General features: G+C 62.6%; 26 protein-coding genes and 1 other RNA gene. 15 read left to right on the forward strand and 12 right to left on the reverse strand.

Features of this window, described 5'->3' with window-relative positions; genetic code table 11:
• Positions 1-97: 97 nt before the first annotated feature.
• Complete coding sequence (locus tag CFII68_RS08235) at positions 98-1465, forward strand: inorganic triphosphatase (protein WP_018610607.1); 1368 nt, start codon at positions 98-100, stop codon at positions 1463-1465.
• A gap of 152 nt (positions 1466-1617) precedes the next feature.
• Here CFII68_RS08235 and CFII68_RS08230 read toward each other — a convergent pair whose 3' ends face one another.
• Positions 1618-2088, reverse strand: coding sequence for an Lrp/AsnC family transcriptional regulator (locus tag CFII68_RS08230; RefSeq protein ID WP_018610608.1), 471 nt, complete (start codon positions 2086-2088; stop codon positions 1618-1620).
• A gap of 126 nt (positions 2089-2214) precedes the next feature.
• On the opposite strand from CFII68_RS08230, the gene CFII68_RS08225 reads away from it, so the two are divergent.
• The 5 genes from CFII68_RS08225 to CFII68_RS08205 all read left to right on the forward strand — a co-directional run bounded on the left by CFII68_RS08225 (position 2215) and on the right by CFII68_RS08205 (position 6434).
• Positions 2215-2553, forward strand: coding sequence for a hypothetical protein (locus tag CFII68_RS08225; RefSeq protein ID WP_018610611.1), 339 nt, complete (start codon positions 2215-2217; stop codon positions 2551-2553).
• 144 nt (positions 2554-2697) lie between these two features.
• Entirely contained in the window at positions 2698-4482 is a 1785-nt protein-coding gene (locus CFII68_RS08220; protein ID WP_014340767.1) for a GspE/PulE family protein, read from the forward strand.
• Positions 4483-4668: 186 nt separating this feature from the next.
• On the forward strand, positions 4669-5589 hold the full coding sequence (locus CFII68_RS08215) for an SPFH domain-containing protein (RefSeq protein WP_014340768.1): 921 nt from the start codon (positions 4669-4671) through the stop codon (positions 5587-5589).
• A gap of 9 nt (positions 5590-5598) precedes the next feature.
• Positions 5599-6048 (forward strand): NfeD family protein, encoded by a 450-nt coding sequence (locus CFII68_RS08210; RefSeq protein ID WP_018610614.1) that lies wholly within the window; start codon positions 5599-5601, stop codon positions 6046-6048.
• 65 nt (positions 6049-6113) lie between these two features.
• Positions 6114-6434 (forward strand): DUF2388 domain-containing protein, encoded by a 321-nt coding sequence (locus CFII68_RS08205; protein WP_172436019.1) that lies wholly within the window; start codon positions 6114-6116, stop codon positions 6432-6434.
• A 183-nt stretch (positions 6435-6617) separates the two neighbouring features.
• Here the strand turns inward: CFII68_RS08205 and gcvH are convergent, their stop codons facing one another.
• The 8 genes from gcvH to CFII68_RS08165 all read right to left on the reverse strand — a co-directional run bounded on the left by gcvH (position 6618) and on the right by CFII68_RS08165 (position 15756).
• Positions 6618-7001, reverse strand: a complete 384-nt coding sequence (gene gcvH / locus CFII68_RS08200; protein WP_018610618.1) for a glycine cleavage system protein GcvH — start codon at positions 6999-7001, stop codon at positions 6618-6620.
• A gap of 52 nt (positions 7002-7053) precedes the next feature.
• The gene (gcvT, locus tag CFII68_RS08195) at positions 7054-8136 is read right to left on the reverse strand and encodes a glycine cleavage system aminomethyltransferase GcvT (RefSeq protein ID WP_018610620.1); all 1083 of its coding nucleotides are present in this window, start codon (positions 8134-8136) and stop codon (positions 7054-7056) included.
• 156 nt (positions 8137-8292) lie between these two features.
• On the reverse strand, positions 8293-9909 hold the full coding sequence (locus CFII68_RS08190; RefSeq protein WP_018610623.1) for an iron ABC transporter permease: 1617 nt from the start codon (positions 9907-9909) through the stop codon (positions 8293-8295).
• Positions 9910-10126: 217 nt separating this feature from the next.
• Entirely contained in the window at positions 10127-11131 is a 1005-nt protein-coding gene (locus tag CFII68_RS08185; RefSeq protein WP_018610625.1) for an extracellular solute-binding protein, read from the reverse strand.
• Positions 11132-11375: 244 nt separating this feature from the next.
• Positions 11376-12593, reverse strand: coding sequence for a 2-octaprenyl-3-methyl-6-methoxy-1,4-benzoquinol hydroxylase (locus tag CFII68_RS08180; protein ID WP_174553539.1), 1218 nt, complete (start codon positions 12591-12593; stop codon positions 11376-11378).
• A gap of 67 nt (positions 12594-12660) precedes the next feature.
• The gene (gene ubiH / locus CFII68_RS08175) at positions 12661-13848 is read right to left on the reverse strand and encodes a 2-octaprenyl-6-methoxyphenyl hydroxylase (protein WP_018610627.1); all 1188 of its coding nucleotides are present in this window, start codon (positions 13846-13848) and stop codon (positions 12661-12663) included.
• On the reverse strand, positions 13845-15176 hold the full coding sequence (gene pepP / locus CFII68_RS08170; RefSeq protein ID WP_018610628.1) for a Xaa-Pro aminopeptidase: 1332 nt from the start codon (positions 15174-15176) through the stop codon (positions 13845-13847). The genes ubiH and pepP overlap by 4 nt, the downstream gene beginning before the upstream one ends.
• 25 nt (positions 15177-15201) lie before the next feature.
• Positions 15202-15756 (reverse strand): YecA family protein, encoded by a 555-nt coding sequence (locus CFII68_RS08165; protein WP_018610631.1) that lies wholly within the window; start codon positions 15754-15756, stop codon positions 15202-15204.
• 129 nt (positions 15757-15885) lie between these two features.
• Between CFII68_RS08165 and CFII68_RS08160 the strand changes: the two genes are divergently transcribed.
• The 4 genes from CFII68_RS08160 (at position 15886) to CFII68_RS08150 (ending at position 17339) form a co-directional block, all read left to right on the forward strand.
• Entirely contained in the window at positions 15886-16095 is a 210-nt protein-coding gene (locus CFII68_RS08160) for a TIGR02449 family protein (RefSeq protein WP_003177365.1), read from the forward strand.
• Positions 16092-16409, forward strand: coding sequence for a cell division protein ZapA (locus tag CFII68_RS08155; protein WP_003177364.1), 318 nt, complete (start codon positions 16092-16094; stop codon positions 16407-16409). Before CFII68_RS08160 ends, CFII68_RS08155 begins: the two co-directional genes overlap by 4 nt.
• A gap of 30 nt (positions 16410-16439) precedes the next feature.
• Positions 16440-16619, forward strand: a non-coding RNA gene (gene ssrS, locus CFII68_RS27005) — 6S RNA.
• A gap of 114 nt (positions 16620-16733) precedes the next feature.
• A complete protein-coding gene (locus CFII68_RS08150) occupies positions 16734-17339 on the forward strand; it encodes a 5-formyltetrahydrofolate cyclo-ligase (protein ID WP_018610635.1) in 606 nt (201 codons plus the stop codon).
• 35 nt (positions 17340-17374) lie between these two features.
• Here the strand turns inward: CFII68_RS08150 and CFII68_RS27750 are convergent, their stop codons facing one another.
• Entirely contained in the window at positions 17375-17521 is a 147-nt protein-coding gene (locus CFII68_RS27750) for a hypothetical protein (RefSeq protein ID WP_018610636.1), read from the reverse strand.
• Positions 17522-17716: 195 nt separating this feature from the next.
• Here CFII68_RS27750 and CFII68_RS08145 point away from each other — a divergent pair, with 195 nt between their 5' ends.
• The 4 genes from CFII68_RS08145 (at position 17717) to CFII68_RS08130 (ending at position 23051) form a co-directional block, all read left to right on the forward strand.
• Entirely contained in the window at positions 17717-18166 is a 450-nt protein-coding gene (locus tag CFII68_RS08145; protein ID WP_018610638.1) for an EVE domain-containing protein, read from the forward strand.
• Positions 18167-18247: 81 nt separating this feature from the next.
• On the forward strand, positions 18248-19213 hold the full coding sequence (locus CFII68_RS08140; protein ID WP_018610640.1) for an HlyD family secretion protein: 966 nt from the start codon (positions 18248-18250) through the stop codon (positions 19211-19213).
• A complete protein-coding gene (rbbA, locus tag CFII68_RS08135; RefSeq protein WP_018610642.1) occupies positions 19210-21933 on the forward strand; it encodes a ribosome-associated ATPase/putative transporter RbbA in 2724 nt (907 codons plus the stop codon). The genes CFII68_RS08140 and rbbA overlap by 4 nt, the downstream gene beginning before the upstream one ends.
• A complete protein-coding gene (locus tag CFII68_RS08130) occupies positions 21933-23051 on the forward strand; it encodes an ABC transporter permease (RefSeq protein WP_018610644.1) in 1119 nt (372 codons plus the stop codon). The genes rbbA and CFII68_RS08130 overlap by 1 nt, the downstream gene beginning before the upstream one ends.
• Before the next feature lie 67 nt (positions 23052-23118).
• Here the strand turns inward: CFII68_RS08130 and CFII68_RS08125 are convergent, their stop codons facing one another.
• Positions 23119-23535: a flagellar basal body-associated protein FliL gene (locus tag CFII68_RS08125; RefSeq protein WP_018610646.1), complete on the reverse strand. Its 417-nt coding sequence runs from the start codon at positions 23533-23535 to the stop codon at positions 23119-23121.
• A 151-nt stretch (positions 23536-23686) separates the two neighbouring features.
• On the opposite strand from CFII68_RS08125, the gene CFII68_RS08120 reads away from it, so the two are divergent.
• Positions 23687-24664, forward strand: a complete 978-nt coding sequence (locus tag CFII68_RS08120; protein ID WP_018610648.1) for an NADPH:quinone oxidoreductase family protein — start codon at positions 23687-23689, stop codon at positions 24662-24664.
• A 50-nt stretch (positions 24665-24714) separates the two neighbouring features.
• Here CFII68_RS08120 and CFII68_RS08115 read toward each other — a convergent pair whose 3' ends face one another.
• Positions 24715-25302 carry an energy transducer TonB gene (locus tag CFII68_RS08115; protein WP_235862421.1) on the reverse strand — a complete coding sequence of 196 codons (588 nt, stop codon included), beginning with the start codon at positions 25300-25302 and terminating at the stop codon, positions 24715-24717.
• Between the last annotated feature and the right edge of the window lie 216 nt (positions 25303-25518).

Raw genomic sequence — 25518 nt, forward strand, 5'->3', positions numbered from 1 at the left:
CAGGAATAAACCTAGGGCGGGTGAGTCCTGTACACTGCACGGCCTTGGCAGCCACACCTTCCCCCGGCTGCACACCCGATCCCTGGATTTTCCGGCCATGCAGAAAGAAACCGAAATCAAACTCCGCGTCAGCCGCGAGACCCTGGCAGCCTTGCGCGAGCATCCGCTGCTGAAAAAACGCAACAAGAGTGGCTGGGAACGCCACGAACTGATGAACCAGTATTTCGACACGCCGGAGCGTGACCTGGCCCAGGCCAAGGTCGCCCTGCGCCTGCGTCGCGACGGCGAAGAGGTGATCCAGACCCTCAAGACCCGCGGCCAGAGCGTCGCCGGCCTGTCCGAGCGCAACGAATACGACTGGCACCTGCCCAAGGCCAAGCTCGACCTGAAGAAGCTCGACGGCGAATGCTGGCCCGAGGCCTTGGCCGAACTGGACAAGAAAACCCTCAAGGCCATCTTCACCACCGATTTCGTTCGCGAGCGCGCTGAAATCGCCTGGGGCCGTGGCAAAAGCAAGGTGGTCATCGAAGCCGCCCTGGACCTGGGCCACGTGGTGGTCGGCAAGCAGAAGGAAGAAATCTGCGAACTGGAGCTGGAACTGCGCGAAGGCGAGCCTGCCGCCCTGCTGGAACTGGCCGCCGAGCTGGCCGCGACCCTGCCCTTGATGCCCTGCGACATCAGCAAGGCCGAGCGTGGCTATCGCCTGTATGACGCGGGTAGCTACGCCCTGAGCCTGCCGGCGCCACAACTGACCGCCGAAACGCCGCTGGATGACGCCTTCGCCGCGCTGAGCTGGCATCTGCTCGGCAGCAGCCAACGCCTGGCCGAGCAATACCGTTTCAACGGCCACTGGCGCCTGCTGCAGGACTGGGTGGAAAACCTCGCCGAACTGCGTGCCCTGCTCAGCAGCCTCGGCCAGGCCGCGCCGCGCCAGTCGACCCACGACTTGCGCCTGGCCCTGGACGCGCTGCTGGAAGACTGGCGCCCACTGGTCCAAGCCGGCCTGGATGACGAAGACGTGCGCAAGGCGGCGCCGGAACAGTTCCTTGAAGAGCTGCAAGACCCGCGCTGGGGCCTGTTTTCCCTCAACACTTCACGCTGGCTGCTGGCGCGCAGCTGGGCCGCCGAGCGCAACACCCGTGGCAATCGCCAGGGCGCGGCGCAACTGGGCAGCTGGCTGCCGCGCCTGCTGGGCGAAGAATCCTCGTCCCTGCAACTGCAACGCTATCAGCAGCAGCCGGAAGACCTCGCCGAGCAACTGCCGCGCATCGAACGTATCCAGGGCTGGCTACACCACGCCCGCCATGTGCTGGAGATCCCGGAAATGGATCGCCTCTATGGTGAACTGAACAAACTGGCGCAACTGGCCAACCAACCGATCACCGACGAAACGCTGGATGCCCGCAAGCAACAGGCGATTGCGGTTTACCAGAATCGGGCCTGGAAGACTTTGCTGCGCCTGTAACCGAGATATCTTCGGCGTCGGGCATATTGCTTTCGCGAGCAAGCCCGCTCCCACACTGGATCTTCAGCGAACACAACATGTGTGTACGGTAGAGGCCCATTGTGGGAGCGGGCTTGCTCGCGAAGGGGCCGGTGAATTCACCTCAGATTCAACTACCGCAGCACCGGCAAACTCGTCGTCGACTTGATCTCCGACAGCGCCACGATCGAGTTCACTTCCTGGATCCCCGGCACCATCGACAGCTTTTCGAAAAAGAATCGCTCATACGCCTCGATATCCGCCGTGACGATGCGCAACAGAAAATCCACCGCCCCCATCAGCACGTAACACTCCAGCACTTCGGGGAAGCCGCGGATCGCCTCGGTGAATTCGGTGAAGTTCGAACGGCCGTGGGCGTTGAGTTTGATTTCGGCGAAGATCTGCGTGTTGAGGCCGATTTTCTTGCGATCCAGCAGGGTCACCTGGCCGCGAATGATGCCCTCCTCCTTCATCCGCTGGATCCGCCGCCAGCACGGCGATTGAGACAAGCCGACCTGCTCGGCGATCTGCGCGCTGGACAGCGAGGCATCCTCCTGCAGCAGCGCCAGTATCCTGCGGTCGTAGCTATCCAGTTCGCTGTGCATGATCAAACCCGAAATGATTGATTTAGAGAATCAAGCGATTCAAAACATCGCCAGAATCACTCATCTTAGATAAGAAATACCCCGCCTCGCATGTAAATATTTCTCCCGCCACCAAGGAGATCGAACATGCCCTCACTCGAAGCCGTTGCCATCGCCCCGACCCGCGCCGACGTCTGGCACGCCGCCAATACCCATTGCCGGGTGCAGTACCAGATATTGGCCGAAGCCGAGCCGGATTTACTGTGCCGGGCGTTGAACCTGTTTGCCTTGCAGGGCCTGACGCCGCAGCGGGTTCATGTCGAACGCCAAGGCGATATGCTATCGCTGGACATCGTCATGGACGGGCTGAGCTGGCACCGTGCCCAGGTCATCGCTGAAAAATTACGTAACCTGATCAGCGTCTGCTCGGTGGACCTGCAAGACGCTGATATTGCGCACGTTGGGCCGGCCCACGCAGCGGGATGAGCGTCCACGGGCAAAATTTCGCAACGCATTGGTCGGGTAGTGGCCCAACGGTCTACAGCGTCGGGACTATTCTTTTGCAGACCGAGCGAGGACGCCGAGGCGTCTGTATCGCGGCTTTGCTGCAATTGTCCAATAGGAACCCGCATGTCCACCAAACACGCCACTCAGGACCGCTGGCTGGACCTCAACGATCTGCTGCGCCAACTGGTCACCCAGGGCCTCATCAGCCAGGACTCAGCCGAAACCGCGCTGAACGCCCGCCGACGCCACAGCGCCAATAGCCAGTTGCATCCGCTGGAGTTCATCGCCAACCAGCACCTGGACGACCTCAGCCGGCCCGGCAAGCGCCTGGACCTGGAGAACCTGACCCTGTGGTTGTCCCAGCAGGCCGACCAGCCCTACATGCGCATCGACCCGTTGAAAATCAACGTCGCGGCCGTGACGCCCTTGATGTCCTACGCCTTTGCCCAGCGCCACAAGATCCTTGCGGTGGCGGTCGATCGTGACGCCGTCACCGTCGCCAGCGCACAGCCCTACGTCAACAGCTGGGAAGCCGACCTGACCCACGTGCTCAAGCTGCCGATCAAGCGGGTGATCGCCAACCCGGTGGACATCCAGCGCTTGAGCGTGGAGTTCTATCGCCTGGCCAAATCGGTCAGCGGCGCCACCACGGTCGACCAGCAGCCGAGCAACCTGAGCAATTTCGAACAGTTGCTCAACCTGGGCGCCAGCGACCAGGAGCCGGACGCCAACGACGCCCACATCGTCAATATCGTCGACTGGCTGTTCCAGTACGCCTTCCAGCAGCGCGCCAGTGACATCCACATCGAACCGCGCCGCGAACAGGGCACCGTGCGATTTCGCATCGACGGCGTGCTGCACACCGTCTATCAGTTCCCGCCGCAGGTCACGATGGCAATCGTCAGCCGCCTCAAGAGCCTGGGGCGGATGAACGTCGCGGAAAAACGCAAACCCCAGGACGGCCGGGTCAAGACCAAGACCCCGGACGGCGGCGAAGTGGAATTGCGCCTGTCGACCTTGCCCACCGCGTTCGGCGAAAAAATGGTCATGCGGATTTTCGACCCGGAAGTGCTGCTCAAGGACTTCGACCAACTCGGCTTCTCCGCCGACGACCTGCGCCGCTGGCAGGACATGACCCGCCAGCCCAACGGCATCATCCTGGTGACCGGGCCTACCGGTTCCGGCAAGACCACCACGCTCTATACCACCCTCAAGAAGCTGGCAACGCCGGAAGTGAACCTCTGCACCATCGAGGACCCGATTGAAATGGTCGAGGCCTCTTTCAACCAGATGCAGGTCCAGCACAACATTGACCTGACCTTCGCTGCCGGGGTGCGGGCGCTGATGCGGCAAGACCCGGACATCATCATGATCGGTGAGATCCGCGACCTGGAGACCGCCGAGATGGCGATCCAGGCGGCGCTCACCGGGCACCTTGTGCTGTCGACACTGCACACCAACGACGCGCCGAGCGCCATCAGTCGCCTGCTGGAGCTGGGAGTGCCCCATTACCTGATCAAGGCCACCGTGCTCGGGGTCATGGCCCAGCGCCTGGTGCGCACCTTGTGCCCGCAATGCAAGGCCCCCCTGACCCTGGATGAAGATGACTGGCAAACCCTGACGCGGCCCTGGCAGGCGCCGCTGCCGAGCAATGCCCAACAGGCCGTCGGCTGCCTGGAATGCCGTGACACCGGTTACCGCGGCCGCGCCGGCGTCTACGAAATCATGCAACTGACCGACAGCGTCAAGGCCTTGATCCACCCCGACACCGACCTGCTGGCCGTGCGCCGCCAGGCGTTCAAGGAAGGCATGCGCAGCCTGCGGCTGTCGGGGGCGCAAAAGGTGGCGGCAGGCTTGACCACGGTCGAGGAAGTGCTGCGGGTGACGCCGCAGAGCGAGCAGAAGTAGCTGTGGCAGCACCTGTGGCGAGAGGCTGTGGGAGCAAGGCTTGCCCGCGATGAAAATGACGCGGTCTCCCGGGGAAGCAAGGCGCCTGCCTCGCGAGCAAGCTTTGCTCCCACAGAGTGATGATACTGGCCGCGTGCCCTACACTCAGGGCTCGCAGGTCCATCTCAATTCGCACAGGGAACCGTCATGCAGATCGGTAGCGTACTTTTACTTTTCATCGGCCTCGTGGTCGCCATCCTGTTCATGGGTTTCAAGGTCGTGCCCCAGGGCTACCAATGGACCGTCGAGCGGTTCGGCCGCTACACCAATACGCTCAAGCCCGGCCTGAACATCATCATCCCGGTGATGGATCGCATCGGGCGCAAGATCAATGTCATGGAAAGCGTGCTGGACATCCCGCCCCAGGAAGTCATCACTGCCGACAACGCCACGGTACAGATCGACGCCGTGTGTTTCTTCCAGGTGGTCAATACGGCCCAGGCGGCCTACGAGGTCAACAACCTCGAACACGCCATCCGCAACCTGCTGCAAACCAATATCCGTACCGTGCTGGGGTCCATGGAGCTGGACGCGATGCTGAGCCAGCGCGACGGTATCAACGAAAAACTGCTGCGCACCGTCGATGAAGCCACAGCGCCGTGGGGGATCAAGATCACCCGGATCGAGATCAAGGACATCAGCCCGCCGGCCGACCTCATGGCCGCCATGTCGGGGCAGATGAAAGCCGAACGTATCAAGCGTGCCCAGATCCTCGAAGCCGAGGGCCTGCGCGCGTCGGCGATTCTCACCGCCGAAGGCAAGAAGCAGGCGCAAATCCTCGAGGCCGAGGGCAGCCGCCAGGCCGCGTTCCTGGAGTCCGAGGCCCGCGAGCGCCAGGCACAAGCCGAAGCGCTGGCCACCCAGGTGGTGTCCCAGGCGATTGCCGACGGCAACGTCCAGGCCGTGAACTACTTCGTCGCGCAGAAGTACATCGATGCGCTGGGCAAACTGGCTTCCGCCAACAACAGCAAGGTGATCCTGATGCCGCTGGAAGCCAGCCAGGTCATCGGTGCGGTCGGCGGCATCGGCGAGATCGTCCGGGCCACCTTCGACAGCAAGAAAGCCTGAGGCGCGCGTATGTGGATGTTCCTGCAAAACATGTCGTACTGGGACTGGCTAGCGCTGGGCGTCATCCTGCTGATCCTTGAAGTGTTCGGCGCCGGCGGCTACTTGCTGTGGATCGGCATGGCCGCCGCGGCGGTCGGCGTGCTCACGTTCATCCTGCCGCAGATGCCGTGGGAGCTGCAGTTCCTGTTGTTCGGCCTGTTCGCCATCGCAACAGCGCTGTACTGGTGGCGACGCCAGCGCAGCGCGGTGCGCGAAAGCGATCAGCCGCACCTGAACCTGCGCGGGCAAGAGCTGATCGGCAAGGTCTTCCAGGTTCATGAGGCGATTGTCGATGGCCGCGGCAAGATCAAGGTGGCCGACAGCGTCTGGTTGGCCAAGGGGCCCGAGTCGTCCGTGGGCACGCGGGTCAGGGTGGTGGCGCAAGATGGCGCGGTGCTGCAGGTGGAACGGGCTGACTGACAAGGCATGGAACTGAATAGAGGCGCAGGTAATCCAACGTCATAGTTAACCCAGTGGAGTCACCTATCATGCGTCTCAAACTTGCTGTCGCTACCCTAGCCTTGCTGTCTCTTCCTGTTGGCTCGGCAATGGCCGACACGTTTTGGCGTAACGTCATCTCATCCGGTGCGACCACCGGTTCCACCTACCTGACCTTCAAGGATAACAAGCTGATCGTCGCGGCTCAGGACGACGCCGGCAGCTTCGTCGCCAGTGACGGCGGTATTCGTGGCCCTTACCTGGAAGCGGCGATGCAGAAAGTGCGTGCCGACAACCCAGGCCTGCAAGCCACCGACATGGAACTGGCCAACGCGATCCTGGCGAAAAACGCCGTCGCCCAGGACTGATTCCCGGCCAATAAAAAATGCCGCTCGATGGGAGCGGCATTTTTTTTGCCCGAAAATATTATCAGGCTGTACGCAGTACCCTGTGTGGGAGCGGGCTTGCTCGCGAAAGCGGTGTATCAGTCAACAACACTGAAACTGACACACCGCTTTCGCGAGCAAGCCCGCTCCCACATTGGATCCGGGTTATTCGCCGATAGCGGCCTGGTAACCTGCCGCATCGAGCAGCTTGTCCAGCTCATCCTTGTCGCTTGGCTTGAGCTTGAAGATCCAGGCGCCGTACGGATCAGAGTTGAGCAGCTCAGGCGAGCCGCTCAGCTCTTCGTTGACCGCGATCACTTCACCTGCAATTGGGGAATAGATATCGGAAGCAGCTTTGACCGACTCGACCACACCGGCCTGGTCACCTGCGCCAAAGACCTTACCGACTTCAGTCAGCTCGACAAATACCACATCGCCCAAGGCTTCCTGCGCATGATCGCTGATGCCTACGGTGACGGTACCGTCAGCTTCCAGGCGTGCCCACTCATGGCTTTCGGCAAAACGCAGTTCGGCAGAGATATCACTCATATTCTGTGTCCTCAAGAGAAAGTGTCAGCGGCCAGCGGCCCGCCGCAAAAGGTTAGATCAGGGTTTTGCCATGGCGGACGAAGGTCGGTTTGACCACCCGTACCGGGTACCACTTACCGCGAATTTCCACCTCGGCCCGGTCAGCCGTAGCCATCGGAACACGTGCCAGGGCGATCGACTTGCTAAGCGTAGGAGAAAAACTACCACTGGTGATCTCCCCTTCGCCAACATTGGCGATGCGAACCACCTGATGGGCGCGCAAGACACCCCGCTCTTCCAGCACCAGCCCGACCAGTTTGTGCTGCACACCGCTGGCAAGCTCGGCTTCCAGCGCACCGCGCCCGATGAACTGACGGCTCGCCGGTTCCCAGGCGATGCTCCAGGCCATGTTCGAGGCCAGCGGCGAAACGTCCTGGTTGATGTCCTGACCGTAGAGGTTCATGCCGGCCTCCAGGCGCAAGGTATCACGGGCGCCGAGGCCAATTGGCGAAATGCCAGCACCTACCAGGTCATTGAAGAAACTCGGGGCCTCCTGGGCGGGCAGGACGATTTCCAGGCCATCTTCGCCGGTGTAGCCGGTCCGGGCGATGAACCATTCGCCGTCGACGCGACCTTCGAAAGGCTTGAGTTGCTGGATGATTTGCCCACGCGGCTGGGTCACCAGTTCGGCAATCTTCTGCCGGGCCTGGGGGCCCTGGATCGCCAGCATCGCCAGCTCGGGGCGCTCATGCAGTTGCACGTCGTAATCACCGATCTGTGCCTGCATCCAGGCCAGATCCTGATCGCGAGTCGAGGCGTTGAAGACCAGCCGATAGCCGTCCTCGACCCGGTAGATGATCATGTCGTCGACGATGCCGCCGCGCTCATTGAGCATCGCGCTGTACAAGGCACTGCCTGTGTCTTGCAAACGATCGACGTCATTGGCCAGCAAGCGCTGCAGCCAGACCTTGGCCTGGACGCCCGCGACATCGATCACGGTCATGTGGGAGACATCGAACACTCCGCAGTCGCGACGCACCTGATGGTGTTCCTCGACTTGCGAGCCGTAGTGCAAAGGCATATCCCAACCGCCAAAATCGACCATCTTCGCGCCAAGGGCGAGATGAAGGTCATACAGAGGCGTACGCTGTCCCATGGGTTTCTCCTTCCGGGCTTGGCGAAGGTGCGGACGGACACTGCGTAGCGTGAGCGTCTGAAAAAAAGGAGTTTTCTGACGTTCTCAGTTGCCCGGTCCGACAGACGGACCGCACCGAATGCCGCGCATTGTAGCCGCATGAGGTGGGACTGACACCTAGCTGTTTCGATGGGCCGAACGTCGTATCAATCCGATGACCGGTAACAACCCCACCAGTACCAACGTCAGCGCCGGCAGCGCGGCGCGGGCCCACTCCCCTTCGCTGGTCATCTCGAAGATCCGCACCGCCAGCGTGTCCCAGCCGAACGGGCGCATCAGCAGGGTGGCGGGCATTTCCTTGAGCACATCAACGAACACCAGCAACGCCGCGCTCAAGGTGCCGGGCAACAGCAACGGCAGATACACTTTGAAAAACAGTCGTGGCCCACTGACCCCAAGGCTGCGTGCAGCCTCGGGCAAAGACGGACGAATTCGCGCCAGGCTGCTCTCCAGCGGACCGTAGGCCACGGCCAGGAAGCGCACCAGGTACGCCAGCAGCAGCGCCGACAGGCTACCCAGCAACAACGGCTTGCCTGCCCCGCCGAGCCAGCTCGACAGCGGGATGACCAGCTCACGGTCCAGGTAGCTGAACGCAAGCATGATCGACACCGCCAGCACCGAACCGGGCAAGGCATAGCCCAGGTTCGCCAGGCCGACACCGGCACGAATCGGCCGGGTCGGCGCCAGCCGCCGGGCGAACGCCAGCAGCAAGGCCACGCAAACGGTGACCAGCGCCGCCAGGCCGCCGAGGTAGAGGGTGTGGACGATCAGCCCGGCATAACGCTCATCCAGGTCGAAACGACCGCGTTGCCAGAACCACACCACCAACTGCAGCACCGGAATGACAAAGGCACAGGCGAATACCAGGAAACACCAACTGCTGGCTGCCACGGCCTTGAGACCGCGCAACGTGTACAACGCCTTGACCCGGGGCCGCTCGTTGCTGGCTCGATGAGCGCCGCGAGCCCGGCGTTCGCCGTAGAGCACCAGCATCACCGCCAGCAACAGCAGGCTGGCCAACTGGGCTGCGCTGGAGAGGCTGAAGAAGCCGTACCAGGTCTTGTAGATGGCGGTGGTGAAGGTGTCGAAGTTGAACACTGACACCGCGCCGAAATCCGCCAGGGTTTCCATCAGCGCCAGCGCCACGCCCGCACCGATGGCCGGTCGGGCCATCGGCAGCGCCACGCGCCAGAACGCCTGCCACGGCGATTGCCCGAGCACCCGGGCGGCTTCCATCAAGCCCTTGCCCTGGGCCTGGAAGGCACTGCGCGCCAGCAAATAGACGTAAGGGTAAAAGACCAGCACCAGCACCAGGATCACCCCGCCGGTGGAGCGAACCCGGGGCAGGCGCAGGCCGCTGCCGAACCATTCACGCATCAGCGTCTGCACGGGGCCGGCAAAATCCAGCAGGCCCACGAAGACAAACGCCAACACATAGGCCGGAATCGCGAACGGCAGCATCAACGCCCAGTCGAGCCAACGTCGTCCGGGGAACTCACACAGACTGGTGAGCCAGGCCAGACTGACACCCAGCAACGTCACACCGACACCCACGCCAAGGATCAACGTGAGGGTGTTGCCCAACAAGCGTGGCATTTGCGTATCCCACAAGTGGGACCAGATCTGTTGGTCGATGCTCTGCCAGGACAGTAACAAGACGCTAAGGGGCAGCAGGACCAGCGCGGCGATGGCGAAGACCAGGGGATACCAGCGGCGTTGGGCGGGGTGGGCCAAGGAATACTCTCGTTAAACAAACGGTCATGTGGCGAGGGAGCTTGCTCCCGCTGGGCTCTGTAGGAGCTGGCGAAGCCTGCGATCTTTTGATCTTTTGATCTTTTGATCTTTCGCTTGAGATTCAAGTGTCTGGGGAAAGATCGCAGCCTCGTTACACTCGACAGCTCCTACACAGCTCCTACAGGCCCGGCGGGAGCGAGCTCCCTCACCACAGGTCTCAGTTCCAGCCAGCGCGATCCATCAGGCGAATGGCTTCGGCCTGGCGCTTACCCGCGACTTCCACCGGCAGGGTATCAGCCTTGAACTTGCCCCAGGCTGCCACTTCCTTGGACGGCTCGACTTTCGGGTTGGCCGGGAATTCCTGGTTCACGTCGGCGAAGATGTTTTGCGCTTCCGCCGTAGTCATCCACTCCACCAGTTTCTTCGCGGCTTCCGGATGCGGTGCATGCTTGGTCAGGCCAATGCCCGAGAGGTTGATGTGCACGCCGCGGTCGGCCTGGTTCGGCCAGAACAGCTTCACCTTCAGGTCCGGCTTCTGCTGGTGCAGGCGGCCATAGTAGTAGGTGTTGACGATGCCGACATCGCACTGGCCAGCGTTGATTGCTTCAAGCAGCGCGGTGTCGTCGGAGAACACGTCGGTGGACAGGTTCTTGACCCAGCCCTTGAGGATTTCCTCGGTTTTTTCCGCCCCATGGGTTTCGATCAGCGTGGCGGTCAGGGACTGGTTGTAGACCTTCTTCGAGGTCCGCAGGCACAGGCGGCCTTCCCACTCTTTGCCAGCCAGCGCTTCATAGGTGGTCAATTCGCTGGTTTTGACCCGTTCGGTGGAGTAGACAATGGTCCGCGCCCGCAGGCTCAAGCCGGTCCAGGCGTGGGAAGAGGCGCGATACTGGGACGGGATGTTGGCGTCGATCACCGGCGACGTGAACGGCTGGAGAATGCCCATCTGCTCGGCTTGCCAGAGGTTGCCGGCGTCGACGGTGAGCAGCAGGTCGGCAGTGGCGTTCTCGCCTTCGGCCTTGATCCGCTGCATCAGCGGCGCTTCCTTGTCGGTGATGAACTTCACCGACACGCCGGTTTTCTTGGTGTAGGCATCGAAGACCGGCTTGATCAGTTCATCGATACGCGAGGAGTAGACCACCACCTCATCGGCGGCCTGGGCGGCAGTGGTGCCGATCAGGGTCAAGGCGAGGGCGGACAGCAGGCGCTTGGTTGCCAACATGGTAGCGGTCTCTGGATGGTGAGCGAAGCGCAAATGATAAGGACTCACATTTGGCATCTCAATCGAACAATGGTTGGACACATTTCCAAATGTTGCAGCTTTGAGATCTGCCGTGTTTTGCGTCCGCCATCGCGGGCAAGCCTTGCTCCCACAAAAGCTTGTCCCACATTGCACACCTGTGGTGTGCAAGAGTTTGTGGGAGCAAGGCTTGCCCGCGATAGGGCCATAAGCCCCAATACACCTCTCAGGCCTTGGCCAAATCCGGCAAATCCCCAATCAACCCCAGCGCCTCGCGCACGAACAACGCCTTGGCCTCAGGCATGCGGTCCACCAGCTTCAGCCCGGTGTTACGCAACCAGCGCACCGGCAGTGGATCGGCCTGGAACAAGCGCTCGAACCCCTCCATCGCCGCCATCAGCGCCAGGTTATGGGGCATGCGTCGCCGCTCGTAGCGGCTCAGCACCTTCACGTCTGCCAGTCGTTCGCCACGCCCGGCGGCCTGCAACAGCACTTCGGCCAGCACGGCGGCATCGAGGAAGCCCAGGTTCACGCCCTGCCCGGCCAACGGATGAATGGTATGGGCCGCGTCGCCGATCAACGCCAGCCCTTCGGCCACATAGCGCTTGGCATGTCGTTGGCGCAGCGGCACGCACAGGCGCGGGTCGGCACTCAGTACCGTACCGAGCTGGCCTTCGAAGGCCCGTTCCAGTTCGCTGCAGAATTGAGTTTCATCGAGCGCCATCAAGCGCTGCGCTTCACCGGGGGTGGTGGACCAGACGATCGAGCACCAATCGTGCTGACCGTCACGCTCAAGTGGCAGGAACGCCAGCGGACCGTTGTCGGTAAACCGTTGCCAGGCCGTCATTCGATGCGGCCGGGCGCTGCGCACGCTGGTGACGATGGCATGGTGCAGGTAATCCCATTCGCGCGTGGCGACGCCGGTCAGGCGGCGCACAGCGGAATTCGCGCCATCGGCAGCGATGACCAGGGGCGCGCGCAACGTGCGGCCATCGGCCAGGGTCAGCAGCCAGTCGTCACCGGAACGACGCATCTGTTCCAGCCGGGCATTGGCCAGCAGGCCCAGGTCGCAGTCATGCAGTCGATCCAGCAAGGCGTCCTGCACAACACGGTTTTCAACGATGTGCCCAAGCGCCTCGGCGTGCAGGCTGGCGGCCGAGAAATGGATCTGCCCGGTGCCGCTGCCGTCCCAGACGTGCATGTCGGTATAGGGGCTGGCGCGGCGGGCGGTGATGCCGTCCCAGACGCCCAGGCGATCGAGGATCCGCTGGCTGGCCGTCGACAAGGCACTGACCCGGGGCTCGAACGCGGCCTGGGGATCGAAGGGTTTGACGCTCATCGGGCTGCCGTCGAGCAACAGCACTTGCAGGCCACTGCCCTGCAACGCCAGCGCCAGGGCGCTGCCGACCATACCGGCGCCGACAATCAGCAGATCTGCACGCAATTCCATGCTCTAAGCCTGTTTTGCTGGCGACATCAGCCGCCCATGAAAAGAAATGACAGCCCCAGCCTCAAGCATCGGGACGCGTCCCCAGCCCCATGGCCTGACGGGCGAACCAGCGCTTGGCCGGCGGCAGCAAGTCGAGGCCCAACAGGCCGAGGTTACGGCCCAGGGACACCAACGGCAGGTTGCTGGCGAACAGCCGCGTGACCTGGTCGGAAAAGCCCACGGTCAAGGCCTGATCCATTCGCTGACGCTCGCGATAGGCTTGCAACACGGCAAAATCCCCCGGCTCGCTTTCGCTGTCGAGCAGAGCATCGGCAAGAGCCTGGGCATCGCGCAGGGACAAGTTGAACCCCTGCCCGGCAATCGGGTGCAGGCTGTGGGCGGCGTTGCCCAGGATCGCCAGGTGCGGACGGACCTGTTCTTCGGCCTCCACCAGCGCCAGCGGGTACAGATGTCGCACGCCCACCTGTTTCAGGGTGCCCAGGCGATAGCCGAATACACCCTGCAATTCACTGAGGAAACTGTGCTCGTCGAGGGCCGCCAGCCGTTGTGCGTCCATGCCCTGGCGGGTCCAGACCAGCGCGCAACGATTCTCCGGCAGCGGCAGCAAGGCCATCGGGCCGTCATCGGTAAAACGTTCGAAGGCCATGCCGTTGTGGGCTTCGCTGGGGGTGATGTTGGCGATCAAGGCGCTCTGGTCGTAGGGTCGACTGCGCACGCCGATACCCAACTGCTCGCGCAGGCCGGAGCGGCCGCCATCGGCCAGTACGGCAAGGTCGCATTCCAGGGTGGTTTCGTCGTCGAGGGTCAGGCGATAACCGCCGACCAGCGGTTCCATCCGGGTGACCTGCGCCGGGCAACGCCAACTGACCACCTCCGGGTCCAGGCCTTGCCACAGGCACTGGCCGAGCCAGGCGTTTTCCACCACGTAGCCCAGCGCCGGCACGCCCTCTTCCATGGCCGACAACCGCGCCGTGGAAAACCGCCCGCGGTCGGACACATGGATCTGCTTGATCGGCTCGGCGCGGCGGGAAATTTCCTGCCAGACACCCAGGCGTTGATAAATCTGCCGGGCGCCATAGGACAATGCCGAGGACCGGGCATCGTAGCTTGGCTGCCAAGCGTCGCCGGGGGCGAAGGGCTCGATCAACATGATCTTCCAGCCCCGGGCCTTGGCACCGGCCTGCAGGGCCAGCGCCAGGCTCGCGCCGACCAGGCCGCCGCCGACGATCGCCAGATTGACCCGGCTCATGCCGCTTGCGTCCGGGCGGCCATCAGGGCCTCGATGTCGGCGACCGTCTTCGGTACGCCGTGGCTCAGGATTTCACAACCGGTTTTGGTCACTACCACGTCATCCTCGATACGCACGCCAATGCCGCGCCATTTTTTCGCGACGCTGCGGTTGTTCGGGCCGATGTAGATGCCCGGCTCCACCGTCAGCGTCATGCCGACCTCAAGTACCCGCCACTCGCCGCCCACCCGGTATTCACCCACGTCGTGCACGTCCATGCCCAGCCAGTGGCCAGCGCGGTGCATGTAGAACGCCCGGTAGGCTTCGCTGGCGATCAACGCGTCCACCTCACCCTCCAGCAGCCCAAGGCGCACCAACCCCTCGGTAATCACCCGCACCGTCGCTTCGTGGGCCTGGTTCCAATGTTTGTCCGGCGCGATCTGGGCAAACGCGGCTTCCTGGGCAGCCAGCACTACTTCGTAGATTGCCTTCTGCTCGGGCGAAAACTTGCCACTGACCGGCCAGGTACGGGTGATATCGCTGGCGTAGCAGTCGATTTCACAGCCGGCGTCGATCAACACCAGGTCGCCATCCTTGAGCAGCGCGTCGTTCTGCTGGTAGTGCAGGATGCAGCTGTTGCGCCCCGCCGCGACGATCGAACCATAGGCCGGCATCTTCGCCCCGCCCTTGCGGAACTCATAGTCCAGCTCGGCTTCCAGGCTGAACTCATGCAGCCCCGGGCGCGCCGCCTGCATCGCTCGGATGTGCGCCTGGGCGGAAATCCGCGCCGCTTCGCGCATCACTTTCACTTCTGCCGCCGATTTATACAGGCGCATGTCATGCAGCAGATGATCCAGGGCAACGAATTCGTTCGGCGGCTGGGCGCCGAGGTGGGCCTTGGAGCGAATCACGTTGATCCATTCCATCAGGTGCCGGTCGAATTCCGGGTTGCTGCCCATGGCCGAATACACCCGGTCGCGGCCTTCGATCAGGCCCGGCAGGATGTCGTCGATGTCGGTGATGGGAAACGCGTCGTCGGCACCGTAGTCACGGATCGCCCCTTCCTGGCCGGCGCGCAGGCCGTCCCACAACTCACGTTCGGCGTTGCGCTCGCGGCAAAAGAGGATGTATTCGCCATGGGCGCGGCCCGGCATCAGCACCAGCACCGCTTGCGGCTCGGGAAAGCCGCTGAGGTACTGGAAGTCGCTGTCCTGGCGGTAGACGTGCTCGACGTCGCGGTTGCGGATCGCAACGGCGGCGGCGGGCAGGATTGCGATGCTGTTGGGTTCCATCTGCGCCATCAGGGCCTTGCGGCGACGGCTGTATTCCGATTTCGGGATATGAATCATGGGCAGACGGGGTTCCCTCTAAAAATTAATGCAAGGACGGCTTGGCGGCCGCTGCATCGGTTTTCTTGGTCTCGGTGAACAGCAGCAACGGTGCGACCCGCAGGTACTCCATCACTTCCATGTAGTCGCTTTCGCCGTCATCGGATTCTTCCAGGGCATCCTGGACCTGGGAGATCGCGGCCAGGTCCTGCAACACTTCCTTGGCCTCTTCACTCAGCGCGTATTCGCGGCGGGTCAGGCCGAAGCCGGCGAGGAAGCCCTGGCACCACTGGCCCAGCGCCGCGGCGCGTTCAGCCAAAGGAGCGTCGTCAGTGGGCAGCAGCAGGACGACGGTCATGTCGTCGCTGGTCAGCTCGCCCTTGACCATTTCCTGCAGGCCGATAAGCGCGTTGCGGACGTTGTCCGCTGGCTCGCCTTCCAGCAGTTCGGCGGCGTCGGCCAACCAGCCGGCGGCATCGAAACCGGCGCCGGCGCAACTGCGACCGAGCAGCAGGCCATGCAGTTCGGCGGGCGAGACAGGATGACCGCTGGTGCTCAGCAGGGTGGCGAATGCTTGATACGGGGAATTCTGAATGGGCATGGGCAGCTAGGCGCCAGACGGCGCTATGTCTAGAATGGAGGCCTTGTATCCTACATCGACAGACTCGCCAAGACTATCAGAGGCTGTGCGACTCATACCCTCCATCAGACACAATCTTCAGTGGACACAATGGAAGACACCGACCTGCAAGCGCTGATGGCCAGACTCGAACTGCTAATTGACCGGGTCGAGCAACTTAAGAGCCAAAACGGACTCCTATTAGCTCAGGAAAAAACCTGGCGCGAGGAACGCGCGCACCTCATTGAAAAAAACGAAATCGCCCGGCGTAAGGTCGAATCGATGATTTCGCGCCTCAAGGCCCTGGAGCAAGACTCATGAGTTCAAGCAATAGCGTTACCGTGCAGATCCTCGACAAAGAATATTCAATCATCTGCCCCCAGGAAGAGCGTAGCAACCTGGTGAGCGCCGCCCGTTACCTGGACGGCAAGATGCGCGAGATCCGCAGCAGCGGCAAAGTCATCGGTGCCGACCGCATCGCGGTGATGGCCGCCTTGAACATCACCCACGACCTGTTGCATCGCCAGGATACGCCTGACCTGCAGGTCAGCGGCTCGACCCGTGAACAGGTGCGCGACCTGCTCGATCGGGTGGATCTGGTGCTCGCCACCGATCCAGACGTCAGCAAAGGCTGATTCGCGAGACTGCCTGGGGTATACTCGCATCACTCCCTGGGGTGCTTGCCAGTTGGTGATGTCCCTGAGCCGATACGCACAACCACGGGGGTTGCACGTTGGGGCCGGTGTGCATGTCCGCTTGACGGAAAGCCTTAACGCCCCCTGCAACTTCCACCTTGAACTTTCGGGTTCAAGGGCTAAGCCGACAGCGGTTCATCCGGGGAGCCTGATTCCAGACAATGCCAGTCCATGTGGACTGGCATTGTCGTTTCCGGCGCCGGCATTTCTGAGCAGCCTGTTTTGCGGTTACGCTGTGGCATCGCCACTGCGTGAAGCACTGATATGACCGAACCTGCGCTGCTGCCCCGCCCGCAACTTCGACGCCTGCTGCGCCAGGCCCGTCGTGCCCTGACGCCCGCCCAGCAACGGCAAGCCGCCCGCGGACTGTACAAACAACTGGCCCAGCATCCGCTGTTTCGCCGCGCGAAGCACATCGCCCTGTACCTGCCCAACGACGGCGAGATCGACCCACGCCTGCTGCTGCGCGCAGCCCAACGCCGGGGCAAGGCCACTTACCTGCCGGTGCTCAGCCCGTGGCCGCAGACCAAGATGGTGTTCCAGCGCATCCACCCCGGCGAAAAAATGCAGCCCAATCGGTTTCGCATCCCCGAGCCACGCAAGAACATCGCCCGGCAACGCAAGGTCTGGACGCTGGACCTGGTGTTGTTGCCATTGGTGGGGTTTGACGATGCGGGCGGGCGGCTGGGCATGGGCGGCGGCTTTTATGACCGCAGCCTGGCGTATCTGGCGCGACGCAAGCAGTGGCGCAAGCCGACGCTATTGGGGCTGGCCCATGAATGCCAGAAAGTCGAACGATTGGCGCAGGCAAGCTGGGACGTGCCGCTGCAGGGAACGATCAGCGACAGGCATTGGTATATCGCAGGATAGACGCCGCGGTAGTCAGCGGCGCCAGGAAAGCGGGTTCAGCGTTTGAGCGATGGCGCGGGCTGGGTGATTTCCACCGGCGCATCGGCCTTGTTGGCCCACAGGCTTTGGGCGTAACCCGTGGTCACGACACCCAGACCGAACAGAATGACCAAGATCCACAACAAATCCGGTTTGCGTTTCATCGATTGCCCCCCTCAAGGCACATCACACACGATGACAGCAGCGGTTTTCTTATTGGCCGTGCAGCAGCGTCAAGCTTGGAAGGCCGGCATTTTGCGGCAACCGGCCCCGACACGCAAACTCTGGCGTCAACCGACTGTCGGTTTGTCATAAAATCGCTGAACTATTTTTTTCAACACCGCCAAGGAGTAGCAATCATGGCCTATTGGCTGATGAAATCCGAGCCCGACGAATTATCCATCCAAGGTTTGGAAACGCTCGGCCAGGCACGCTGGGACGGGGTTCGCAACTACCAGGCGCGCAATTTCCTGCGGGCCATGGCGGAGGGCGATGCGTTCTTTTTCTACCACTCCAGTTGCCCCGAGCCAGGCATTGCCGGGATCGGCCGGATTGTCCGCGCAGCCTACCCCGACCCGACAGCGCTGGAACCCGACAGTCATTACTTCGACCCCAAGGCCGGCCCGGACAAAAACCCCTGGAGCGCGATCGACGTGGCCCATGTCGAAACGTTTCCCCATGTGCTGAAGCTCGACTACCTCAAGCAACAGACCGCCCTGGCTGAAATGCCACTGGTGCAAAAAGGCTCGCGACTGTCGGTGATGCCCGTCACGGCCGAACAATGGGCCGCGGTGATTGCCCTGCGCTGATCGCCAATGAGTTGATGGATATCAAGCTGGATCGGCCATTGATCGCGCAGACTTCGATGCTATAGCCGCAGGATGCCGGACATGTCGACGAACCATCGTACCTCGCGTTTTTTTGCCTTTGCCTTGATGGCCGTGTTGCTGGCCGCCGGCGGTTTCGGCTACTGGAAGTCACGCCACGATCGCCTGCCGGAAGGCTTGAGCATGGGCAACGGCCGCCTTGAGGCCACCGAGGTCCAGATCGCCAGCAAGACGCCCGGGCGCCTGGCCGAAGTTCATGTCGACGAAGGCGACAACGTCATCAAGGGCCAAGTGCTGGCGCGCATGGACACCCGCACCCTGGAGGCCCAGCGCAACCAGGCCGAAGCCGAAGTCGTGCGTGCCCGGCAGAACCTCGCGGCCACCGAAGCCAACGTGCAGTTGCGCCAGAGCGAACAATTGCTCGCCCATCAGGAGCTCAAGCGGACCCAGGAACTGTTCAAGCGCGGTTACGCCAGCGGCCAGGTCATCGACCAGCAACAAGCCCGCGTCGACACCGCCAACGCCGCGGTCAACGCCGCCCGGGCCCAGGTATCGGCAGCGAATGCGGCCATCGGCGCGACCCTGGCCCAAGTGGCGCAGCTCACCAGTGAAATAGATGACAGCACGTTGCGGGCACCCCTCGACGGCGTGATCCAGTTGCGCCTGGCCGAGCCGGGTGAAGTACTGGGCGCCGGCGGCCGGGTGTTGCTGATGATCGATCCGAACGACCAATACATGAATCTCTACCTGCCGGCCTCGGTGGCCGGGAAACTCGCGGTGGGCGATCAAGCGCGCCTGCTGCTCGACGCCCTGCCCGAGCGACCGCTGCCGGCCAAGGTCAGCTTCGTCGCGGCCAAATCCCAGTTCACCCCGAAAGAAGTCGAGACCCGTGATGAGCGCCAGAAACTGGTGTTCCGCGTCAAGGTACACCTGACCCAACCCGGCGAAGTGCCCCAGGCCAAACCCGGCATGCCCGGCGCCGGCTATGTGCGCACCGCCCCCATCGATTGGCCGGCCAACCTGCAATGAGCAGCGCCCTCGGCGAGGCATTGCACGCTTCGGGCATCGAGCATCGCTACGGCCAGCAGGTAGCGTTGAGCGATATCGCCTTCAGCCTGCCCGTCGGCACTCGCTGCGGCCTGATCGGCCCGGACAGCGCCGGCAAATCGAGCCTGTTGGGGCTGATTGCCGGGGTGAAAAAACTCCAGCACGGCCAACTGGACGTGCTCGGCGCCTCGATCGACGACCGACGCCATCGCAATACCCTCTACCGACGCATTGCCTTCATGCCCCAAGGGCTGGGGGGCAACCTTTACCCGGACCTGTCGATACGCGAGAACATCCGCTTCTTCGGCACGCTGTTCGGGTTATCGCGGACAGACTGCGAACAACGCATGGGCACCTTGCTGCTGGCCACCGATCTGCAGCGTTTTGCCGATCGTCCGGCGGGCAAACTGTCCGGCGGCATGAAACAGAAGCTCGGCCTGTGTTGCGCGCTGATCCATGAACCGGACCTGCTGATTCTCGACGAACCCACCACCGGCGTAGACCCGCTGTCCCGGCGACGCTTCTGGGAACTGATAGAAGACGTGCGCCGACAACGCCCGCAACTGACCCTGCTGGTCGCCACCGCGTACATGGAAGAGGCCGAACAATTCGAGCATTGCCTGATGCTCGACAACGGTCGCCTGATCGCCAAGGGCTTGAGTGCGGAGCTGGCCAAGGTCACCCCGGACGGCAAGCTCGACTCGGCCTTCACCCACTTCCAGGGCGACAGCGGCCGCGATGCCGAACCGCTGGTGATTCCCCCCAGGAGCGCCGGCACTGCCGACATCGCCATCGAAGCCCACGACCTCACCTTGCGCTTCGGCGATTTCACCGCCGTCGACAACGTCAGCTTCGCGATTGGTCGCGGTGAGATCTTTGGCTTCCTGGGTTCCAACGGTTGCGGCAAGACCACCACCATGAAGGTGCTGACCGGGCTGATCCCCGCCAGCGAAGGCAGTGCCCGGCTGCTGGGCAACCCGGTCAACGCCAAGGACCTCGCCACCCGCAAGCGGGTGGGTTTCATGTCCCAGAGTTTCTCGCTGTACGGCGAACTGAGCGTGCGCCAGAACCTGGAACTGCACGCCAAGCTCTTCGACCTGCCCACGACGGACAGTCGCCAGCGCATCGACGAACTGATCCAGCGCTTCAATCTCCAGGCACTGGCGGAGCAGCCTTCCGGCGCGCTGCCACTGGGCCTGCGCCAGCGTTTGTCCTTGGCGGTGGCGGTGCTGCATCGCCCGGAAGTGCTGATCCTCGATGAGCCGACCTCGGGTGTCGACCCGGCTGCGCGGGATGATTTCTGGCGGCTGCTGATCGAGTTGTCTCGCGAACAGGGCGTGACGATTTTCCTTTCCACGCATTTCATGAACGAGGCCCAGCGCTGCGATCGCATTTCGCTGATGCACGCCGGCAAGGTCCTGGCTTGTGACACGCCGGCAGCCTTGCAGGCGCAGTTCAACGGCCAGACGCTGGAAGCCGCGTTCGTCACCTGCCTGGAAAAAGCCCAGGGCGAGACGCAGCAAGACGCCGCCCCCGTGACCCTCGACAGTGCCGACGCCCCCCGGGACCGGCGCGGCCTGAGCCTCGGTCGCCTGTGGGCCGTTGCCAGCCGGGAGGGCAAGGAGCTGCTGCGCGACAAAGTGCGGATGGCGTTCGCCCTGCTGGGGGCGTTGTTCATGATGGTGGTGTTCGGCTTCGGTATTTCCCTCGATGTGGAGAAACTGGCCTTCGCCGTGTATGACCAGGATCAGAGCCCGCAAAGCCGTGCCTACCTGGAAGCGTTCCGCGGCTCACGCTACTTCGAAGAGCAGCCGATCATCCGCGACGCAAAGGAGCTGCACCGACGCTTGCAGCGCTCGGAGATCAAACTGGCCCTGGAAATCCCTCCCGGTTTCGGTCGTGACCTTTACGCCGGCCGCCAGCCGACGGTGGGCGCCTGGCTGGACGGCGGCATACCGTTTCGAGCCGAGACCAGTCGCAACTACGTCCAGGCCGTGCACCAGGCCAACCTTGAGCAATTGACTGAATTCAGCAACCGCGCGCCGACCCGGCAACCCGGCGCGACACTGGAGACACGCTTTCGTTATAACCAGGACGTGGTCAGCGTCAACGCCATTGGCCCCGGGGTCATGGCGCTGATCCTGGCGTTCATCCCGGCCATGTTGACGGCGCTGGGCATCGTGCGGGAGAAGGAACTGGGCTCGATCACCAATTTCTACGCCACGCCGCTGACCCGCCTGGAGTTCCTGCTCGGCAAACAAGTGCCCTACCTGGCGGTCAGCCTGATCAACCTCGCCCTGCTGACAGCGATGAACCGCTGGCTGTTCGGTGTGCCGTTCAAAGGCAGCGGCCTGACGCTGGCGGTGGGCGGCCTGCTCTATGTGCTGGCAACCACCAGCATGGGAATGCTGATCTCGGCGTTCACCCGCACCCAGATCGCGGCGATCCTCGGCACCATGATCATCACCAGCCTGCCGACCATCCAGTTTTCAGGGCTGATCGTGCCGCGTTCGTCCCTCGAAGGGGCCGCCTCGGTGATGGGCCAGTTGTTTCCCGCCGGTTACTTCCTGGATATCGCCGTCGGCACCTTCACCAAGGCCCTGGATCTGCGCCAGCTATGGCCGCAATGCCTGGCGCTGGGCGGGTTTTTCCTGGGCTTCACCGGGCTCAGCCTGATCATGCTGAAAAAGCAGGAGGCCTGATGCACACGCTTTCACATATCTGGCGTCTGGGGCTCAAGGAGCTGACCAGCCTGCGCTACGACTCCGTCCTGCTGCTGTTTTTGGGCTACGCCTTCACGGTGGCGATCTACATGCCGGCCGCCGGCTCGGTGATCGGCGTCCACAACGCCAGTGTCGCAATGGTGGACGAAGACCAGAGCCATCTTTCGCGCCAATTGGCCCAGGTCCTGCAACCGCCGGAGTTCCAGCACCCGGCGGCCTTGCCCTATGCCGAACTGGACAAGGTCATGGACAGTGGCCGCTACACTTTTGTCATTAACGTGCCCGCCAACTTCCAGGCCGACCTGCTCGCCGGACGCGAACCAACGCTGCAACTCAACGTCGACGCCACGGCCATGAGCCAGGCGTTCATGGGCGCCGGCTACATCGGACGGATTTTCCAGCAGGAACTGACGACCTACGCCGGCCAGGCACAAACGAGCGAAGCAACACCCGTGAGGCTGACCACGCGTTCGCTGTTCAATACCAACCTGGAAGGTGGCTGGTTCCTGGCGGTGATCCAGATCGTCAACAACATCACGATCCTGGCGATCATCCTGACGGGGACCGCGCTGCTGCGCGAGCGCGAACACGGCACCCTCGACCACTTGCTGGTGCTGCCGCTGACGGCATTGGAAATCATGCTGGCGAAAATCTGGAGCAACCTGCTGGTGGTGGTGCTGTGCACCTGGGTGTCGCTGGAAATCATCGTCAAGTTCGCCCTGGGGGTTCCACTCGCCGGCTCCATGGTGCTCTTCCTGCTGGTGACCGCACTCTACCTGTTCGCCAGCACCTCACTGGGCATCTTCCTCGCCACCCTGGCCCGTTCGACGCCGCAATTCGGTTTGCTGGCGATCCCGGTCATCATCCCGATGCTGCTGTTGTCAGGCGGCAGTACACCGCTGGACAGCATGCCGCAATGGTTGCAATGGGTGATGCAGGGCTCGCCCTCGACGCATTTCGTCAGCCTCAGCGCGGCGATTCTGTTCCGAGATGCCGGCACTGGCGTGATCTGGCCGGACCTGCTGGCGCTGGCGGCCATCGGGCTATTGTTCTTTGCAATCGCCCTGGCCCGGTTTCGGAAAAGCCTGGCGTCTTGACGAAAAAAAGCAGCCTTGGGCAGCGCCAGGAGATCCGGGCACTGCCAAAGGCTGCGATCGAGCCGGTTTACTGAATGATCAGGTTGTTGAACAACAGGTCATCGACCATCGGCTTGCCGGTTTCGTCGTTCATCACCTGCTGGGTCTGCTTCAACGCTTCCTGGCGCAGCTTTTCCTTGGCTTCCAGGTTATTCATGGCCTCGGTGGTCTGCTGGGCGAACAGCGCCACCAACTGGTTGCGAATCAGTGGCTCGTTGGCCTTGACCGCCGCAGCGGCGGCGTCACCGGTCACGCGCAGGGCCACGTCGGCCTTGTAGACCTTCAGTTTCGCCGTACCGTCGAGCCCATAGTTGCCGACAAAGGGTGGGCTGAGGGTGATGTAGCTGACCTTCGGCGCCTCGCCTTCCTTCGCTTCCTTGCCCTCTTCGGCCATCGCTGCCACAGGCAACGACAGGGCCAGCATCAACATGATCCACGCTTTCACAATTGATTTCCTCATCCGGTTTGCGGCCCAGCATACCGACCCGCCGTTCAAGCACAAGCTTATGGCCGGCTATCAGGGCGGGGCATGCTCGTTGACCCGTTGTCTCTCACACCTACACTTATCGGCCATCACTCCCAAAGGAATAGCCCTGATGAAAGCCGTGCTGTGCAAAGAATTCGGCCCCGCCGAATCGCTGGTGCTGGAAGACGTCGCCAGCCCCGTCGCCAAGAAGAACGAAGTGCTGCTGGACGTGCATGCCGCCGGGGTGAATTTCCCTGACACGCTGATCATCGAGGGCAAATACCAATTCAAGCCACCCTTCCCGTTCTCCCCCGGCGGCGAAGCGGCGGGCGTCGTCAGACAGGTGGGTGAGAAAATCAGTCATTTGAAAGTCGGCGACCGGGTGATGGCGTTGACCGGCTGGGGTAGCTTTGCCGAGCAGGTGGCGGTACCTGGCTACAACGTGTTGCCGATCCCTGCGTCCATGGACTTCAACACCGCCGCCGCCTTCAGCATGACGTACGGCACCTCGATGCATGCCCTCAAGCAACGGGCGAACCTGCAACCCGGCGAAACCCTGCTGGTGCTCGGCGCATCCGGTGGTGTCGGCCTGGCGGCAGTGGAGATCGGCAAAGCCATGGGCGCCCGGGTGATCGCCGCTGCCAGCAGCGCGGAGAAACTCGCCGTGGCGAAGGCGGCCGGCGCCGACGAATTGATCAACTACAACGAAACCAGCCTGAAGGATGAAATCAAGCGCCTCACCGACGGCCAGGGTGCCGATGTGATCTACGATCCGGTGGGTGGCGACCTGTTCGACCAGGCCATCCGCGCCATCGCCTGGAACGGCCGGTTGCTGGTGGTGGGCTTTGCCAGCGGACGCATCCCCGAACTGCCGGTGAACCTGGCCCTGCTCAAAGGCGCCGCCGTGGTGGGCGTGTTCTGGGGCTCCTTCGCCCAACGCCAGCCCCAGGACAACGCCGCCAACTTCCAGCAATTGTTCGGCTGGTTTGCCGAGGGCAAGCTCAAGCCGCTGGTGTCCCAGGTCTATCCGCTGAGCAACGCTGCCCAGGCGATCAATGACCTGGGGCAGCGCAAGGCGGTGGGGAAGGTGGTTGTGCAGGTGCGCTGAATGCGTCAAAGCGGTCAGGCCTCCAACCGCCGGACCGCTATTGACCCGCACTAAAGCAACTCACGAATCTCCTCCGGCAGCATCCGCACATACCGTGCCGCCGGAAAACTCCCGCAACGCTGCACGATCGAGGGCAGGAGCCTGTTGAACCGGGCGATCAAGGCCAGGCGCTCGGTTTCCGGTAGCTGTTTGACGAGAAATACATTGGATAAATAGAGGCGTGTGTAGTGGAACGGGAGCAAGTCCTGCACCCATAGCTGGCCCTTGGCGTGTGCGTTGATGTCCGAGCACTTCCAAGTCTTGATCCATTTATTGGCATCCAGTGGTAAGCCATCCAGGCGGAACTCGAAGGGCACTATAACGTGCGTCTGCGCTGGGTGTTCGTGATCCACCGTCCATGGCTTGAAGCGCCATTGGCTCACGGCCTCCCGTGCGGCCTCGGCGAAATCCGGATGATCGCTGTGCAGAATCGCGATCTCATCGACACGACCATCGGCATGCACCGTGAAGCCGACCCGGGCCACACCCGCGATGCCCTTCCCGACCAGAGTCGTCGGGTAATCCGGCTTGGGATTGTGTTCGGGCACCAACAACACATCCGCTGCCCCGCTCGTACCGGACAAGCACAGCAACAGCATCACCACACACCACCTCATGCCCTTACCCCTCACCTGAATGCCAGACCTGGCAAAGATATAAAGAGTAGAGGCCGCGGCCTTGGGGCTGAATAGCGAGACTTCCCATTTGGGTGAAGGACGTTTCCCACTGTCCTGCCCCGCAGCCACCGATGCGCCGCATGAAAAAAGCCTGTGGCGACATTTCCTACAACGGCGTTCGCCGATGCCTGAGCGACA

This window comes from Pseudomonas sp. CFII68 (assembly GCF_000416195.1).
GTDB classification, from domain to species: domain Bacteria; phylum Pseudomonadota; class Gammaproteobacteria; order Pseudomonadales; family Pseudomonadaceae; genus Aquipseudomonas; species Aquipseudomonas kilonensis.

What these genes read in the sequence shown, in the direction of transcription:
- CFII68_RS08215 (WP_014340768.1), top strand. Translation starts at nt 4,669, where the DNA reads ATGCAGATCGGTAGCGTACTTTTACTTTTCATCGGCCTCGTGGTCGCC.
- rbbA (WP_018610642.1), top strand. Translation starts at nt 19,210, where the DNA reads ATGAGCAGCGCCCTCGGCGAGGCATTGCACGCTTCGGGCATCGAGCAT.
- CFII68_RS08150 (WP_018610635.1), top strand. Translation starts at nt 16,734, where the DNA reads ATGACCGAACCTGCGCTGCTGCCCCGCCCGCAACTTCGACGCCTGCTG.
- CFII68_RS08235 (WP_018610607.1), top strand. Translation starts at nt 98, where the DNA reads ATGCAGAAAGAAACCGAAATCAAACTCCGCGTCAGCCGCGAGACCCTG.
- CFII68_RS27750 (WP_018610636.1), bottom strand. Translation starts at nt 17,521, where the DNA reads ATGAAACGCAAACCGGATTTGTTGTGGATCTTGGTCATTCTGTTCGGT.
- CFII68_RS08210 (WP_018610614.1), top strand. Translation starts at nt 5,599, where the DNA reads ATGTGGATGTTCCTGCAAAACATGTCGTACTGGGACTGGCTAGCGCTG.
- CFII68_RS08220 (WP_014340767.1), top strand. Translation starts at nt 2,698, where the DNA reads ATGTCCACCAAACACGCCACTCAGGACCGCTGGCTGGACCTCAACGAT.
- gcvT (WP_018610620.1), bottom strand. Translation starts at nt 8,136, where the DNA reads ATGGGACAGCGTACGCCTCTGTATGACCTTCATCTCGCCCTTGGCGCG.
- CFII68_RS08160 (WP_003177365.1), top strand. Translation starts at nt 15,886, where the DNA reads ATGGAAGACACCGACCTGCAAGCGCTGATGGCCAGACTCGAACTGCTA.
- CFII68_RS08155 (WP_003177364.1), top strand. Translation starts at nt 16,092, where the DNA reads ATGAGTTCAAGCAATAGCGTTACCGTGCAGATCCTCGACAAAGAATAT.
- CFII68_RS08230 (WP_018610608.1), bottom strand. Translation starts at nt 2,088, where the DNA reads ATGCACAGCGAACTGGATAGCTACGACCGCAGGATACTGGCGCTGCTG.
- CFII68_RS08225 (WP_018610611.1), top strand. Translation starts at nt 2,215, where the DNA reads ATGCCCTCACTCGAAGCCGTTGCCATCGCCCCGACCCGCGCCGACGTC.
- CFII68_RS08185 (WP_018610625.1), bottom strand. Translation starts at nt 11,131, where the DNA reads ATGTTGGCAACCAAGCGCCTGCTGTCCGCCCTCGCCTTGACCCTGATC.
- CFII68_RS08145 (WP_018610638.1), top strand. Translation starts at nt 17,717, where the DNA reads ATGGCCTATTGGCTGATGAAATCCGAGCCCGACGAATTATCCATCCAA.
- gcvH (WP_018610618.1), bottom strand. Translation starts at nt 7,001, where the DNA reads ATGAGTGATATCTCTGCCGAACTGCGTTTTGCCGAAAGCCATGAGTGG.
- ubiH (WP_018610627.1), bottom strand. Translation starts at nt 13,848, where the DNA reads ATGAGCCGGGTCAATCTGGCGATCGTCGGCGGCGGCCTGGTCGGCGCG.
- pepP (WP_018610628.1), bottom strand. Translation starts at nt 15,176, where the DNA reads ATGATTCATATCCCGAAATCGGAATACAGCCGTCGCCGCAAGGCCCTG.
- CFII68_RS08130 (WP_018610644.1), top strand. Translation starts at nt 21,933, where the DNA reads ATGCACACGCTTTCACATATCTGGCGTCTGGGGCTCAAGGAGCTGACC.
- CFII68_RS08120 (WP_018610648.1), top strand. Translation starts at nt 23,687, where the DNA reads ATGAAAGCCGTGCTGTGCAAAGAATTCGGCCCCGCCGAATCGCTGGTG.
- CFII68_RS08165 (WP_018610631.1), bottom strand. Translation starts at nt 15,756, where the DNA reads ATGCCCATTCAGAATTCCCCGTATCAAGCATTCGCCACCCTGCTGAGC.
- CFII68_RS08140 (WP_018610640.1), top strand. Translation starts at nt 18,248, where the DNA reads ATGTCGACGAACCATCGTACCTCGCGTTTTTTTGCCTTTGCCTTGATG.
- CFII68_RS08115 (WP_235862421.1), bottom strand. Translation starts at nt 25,302, where the DNA reads ATGCTGTTGCTGTGCTTGTCCGGTACGAGCGGGGCAGCGGATGTGTTG.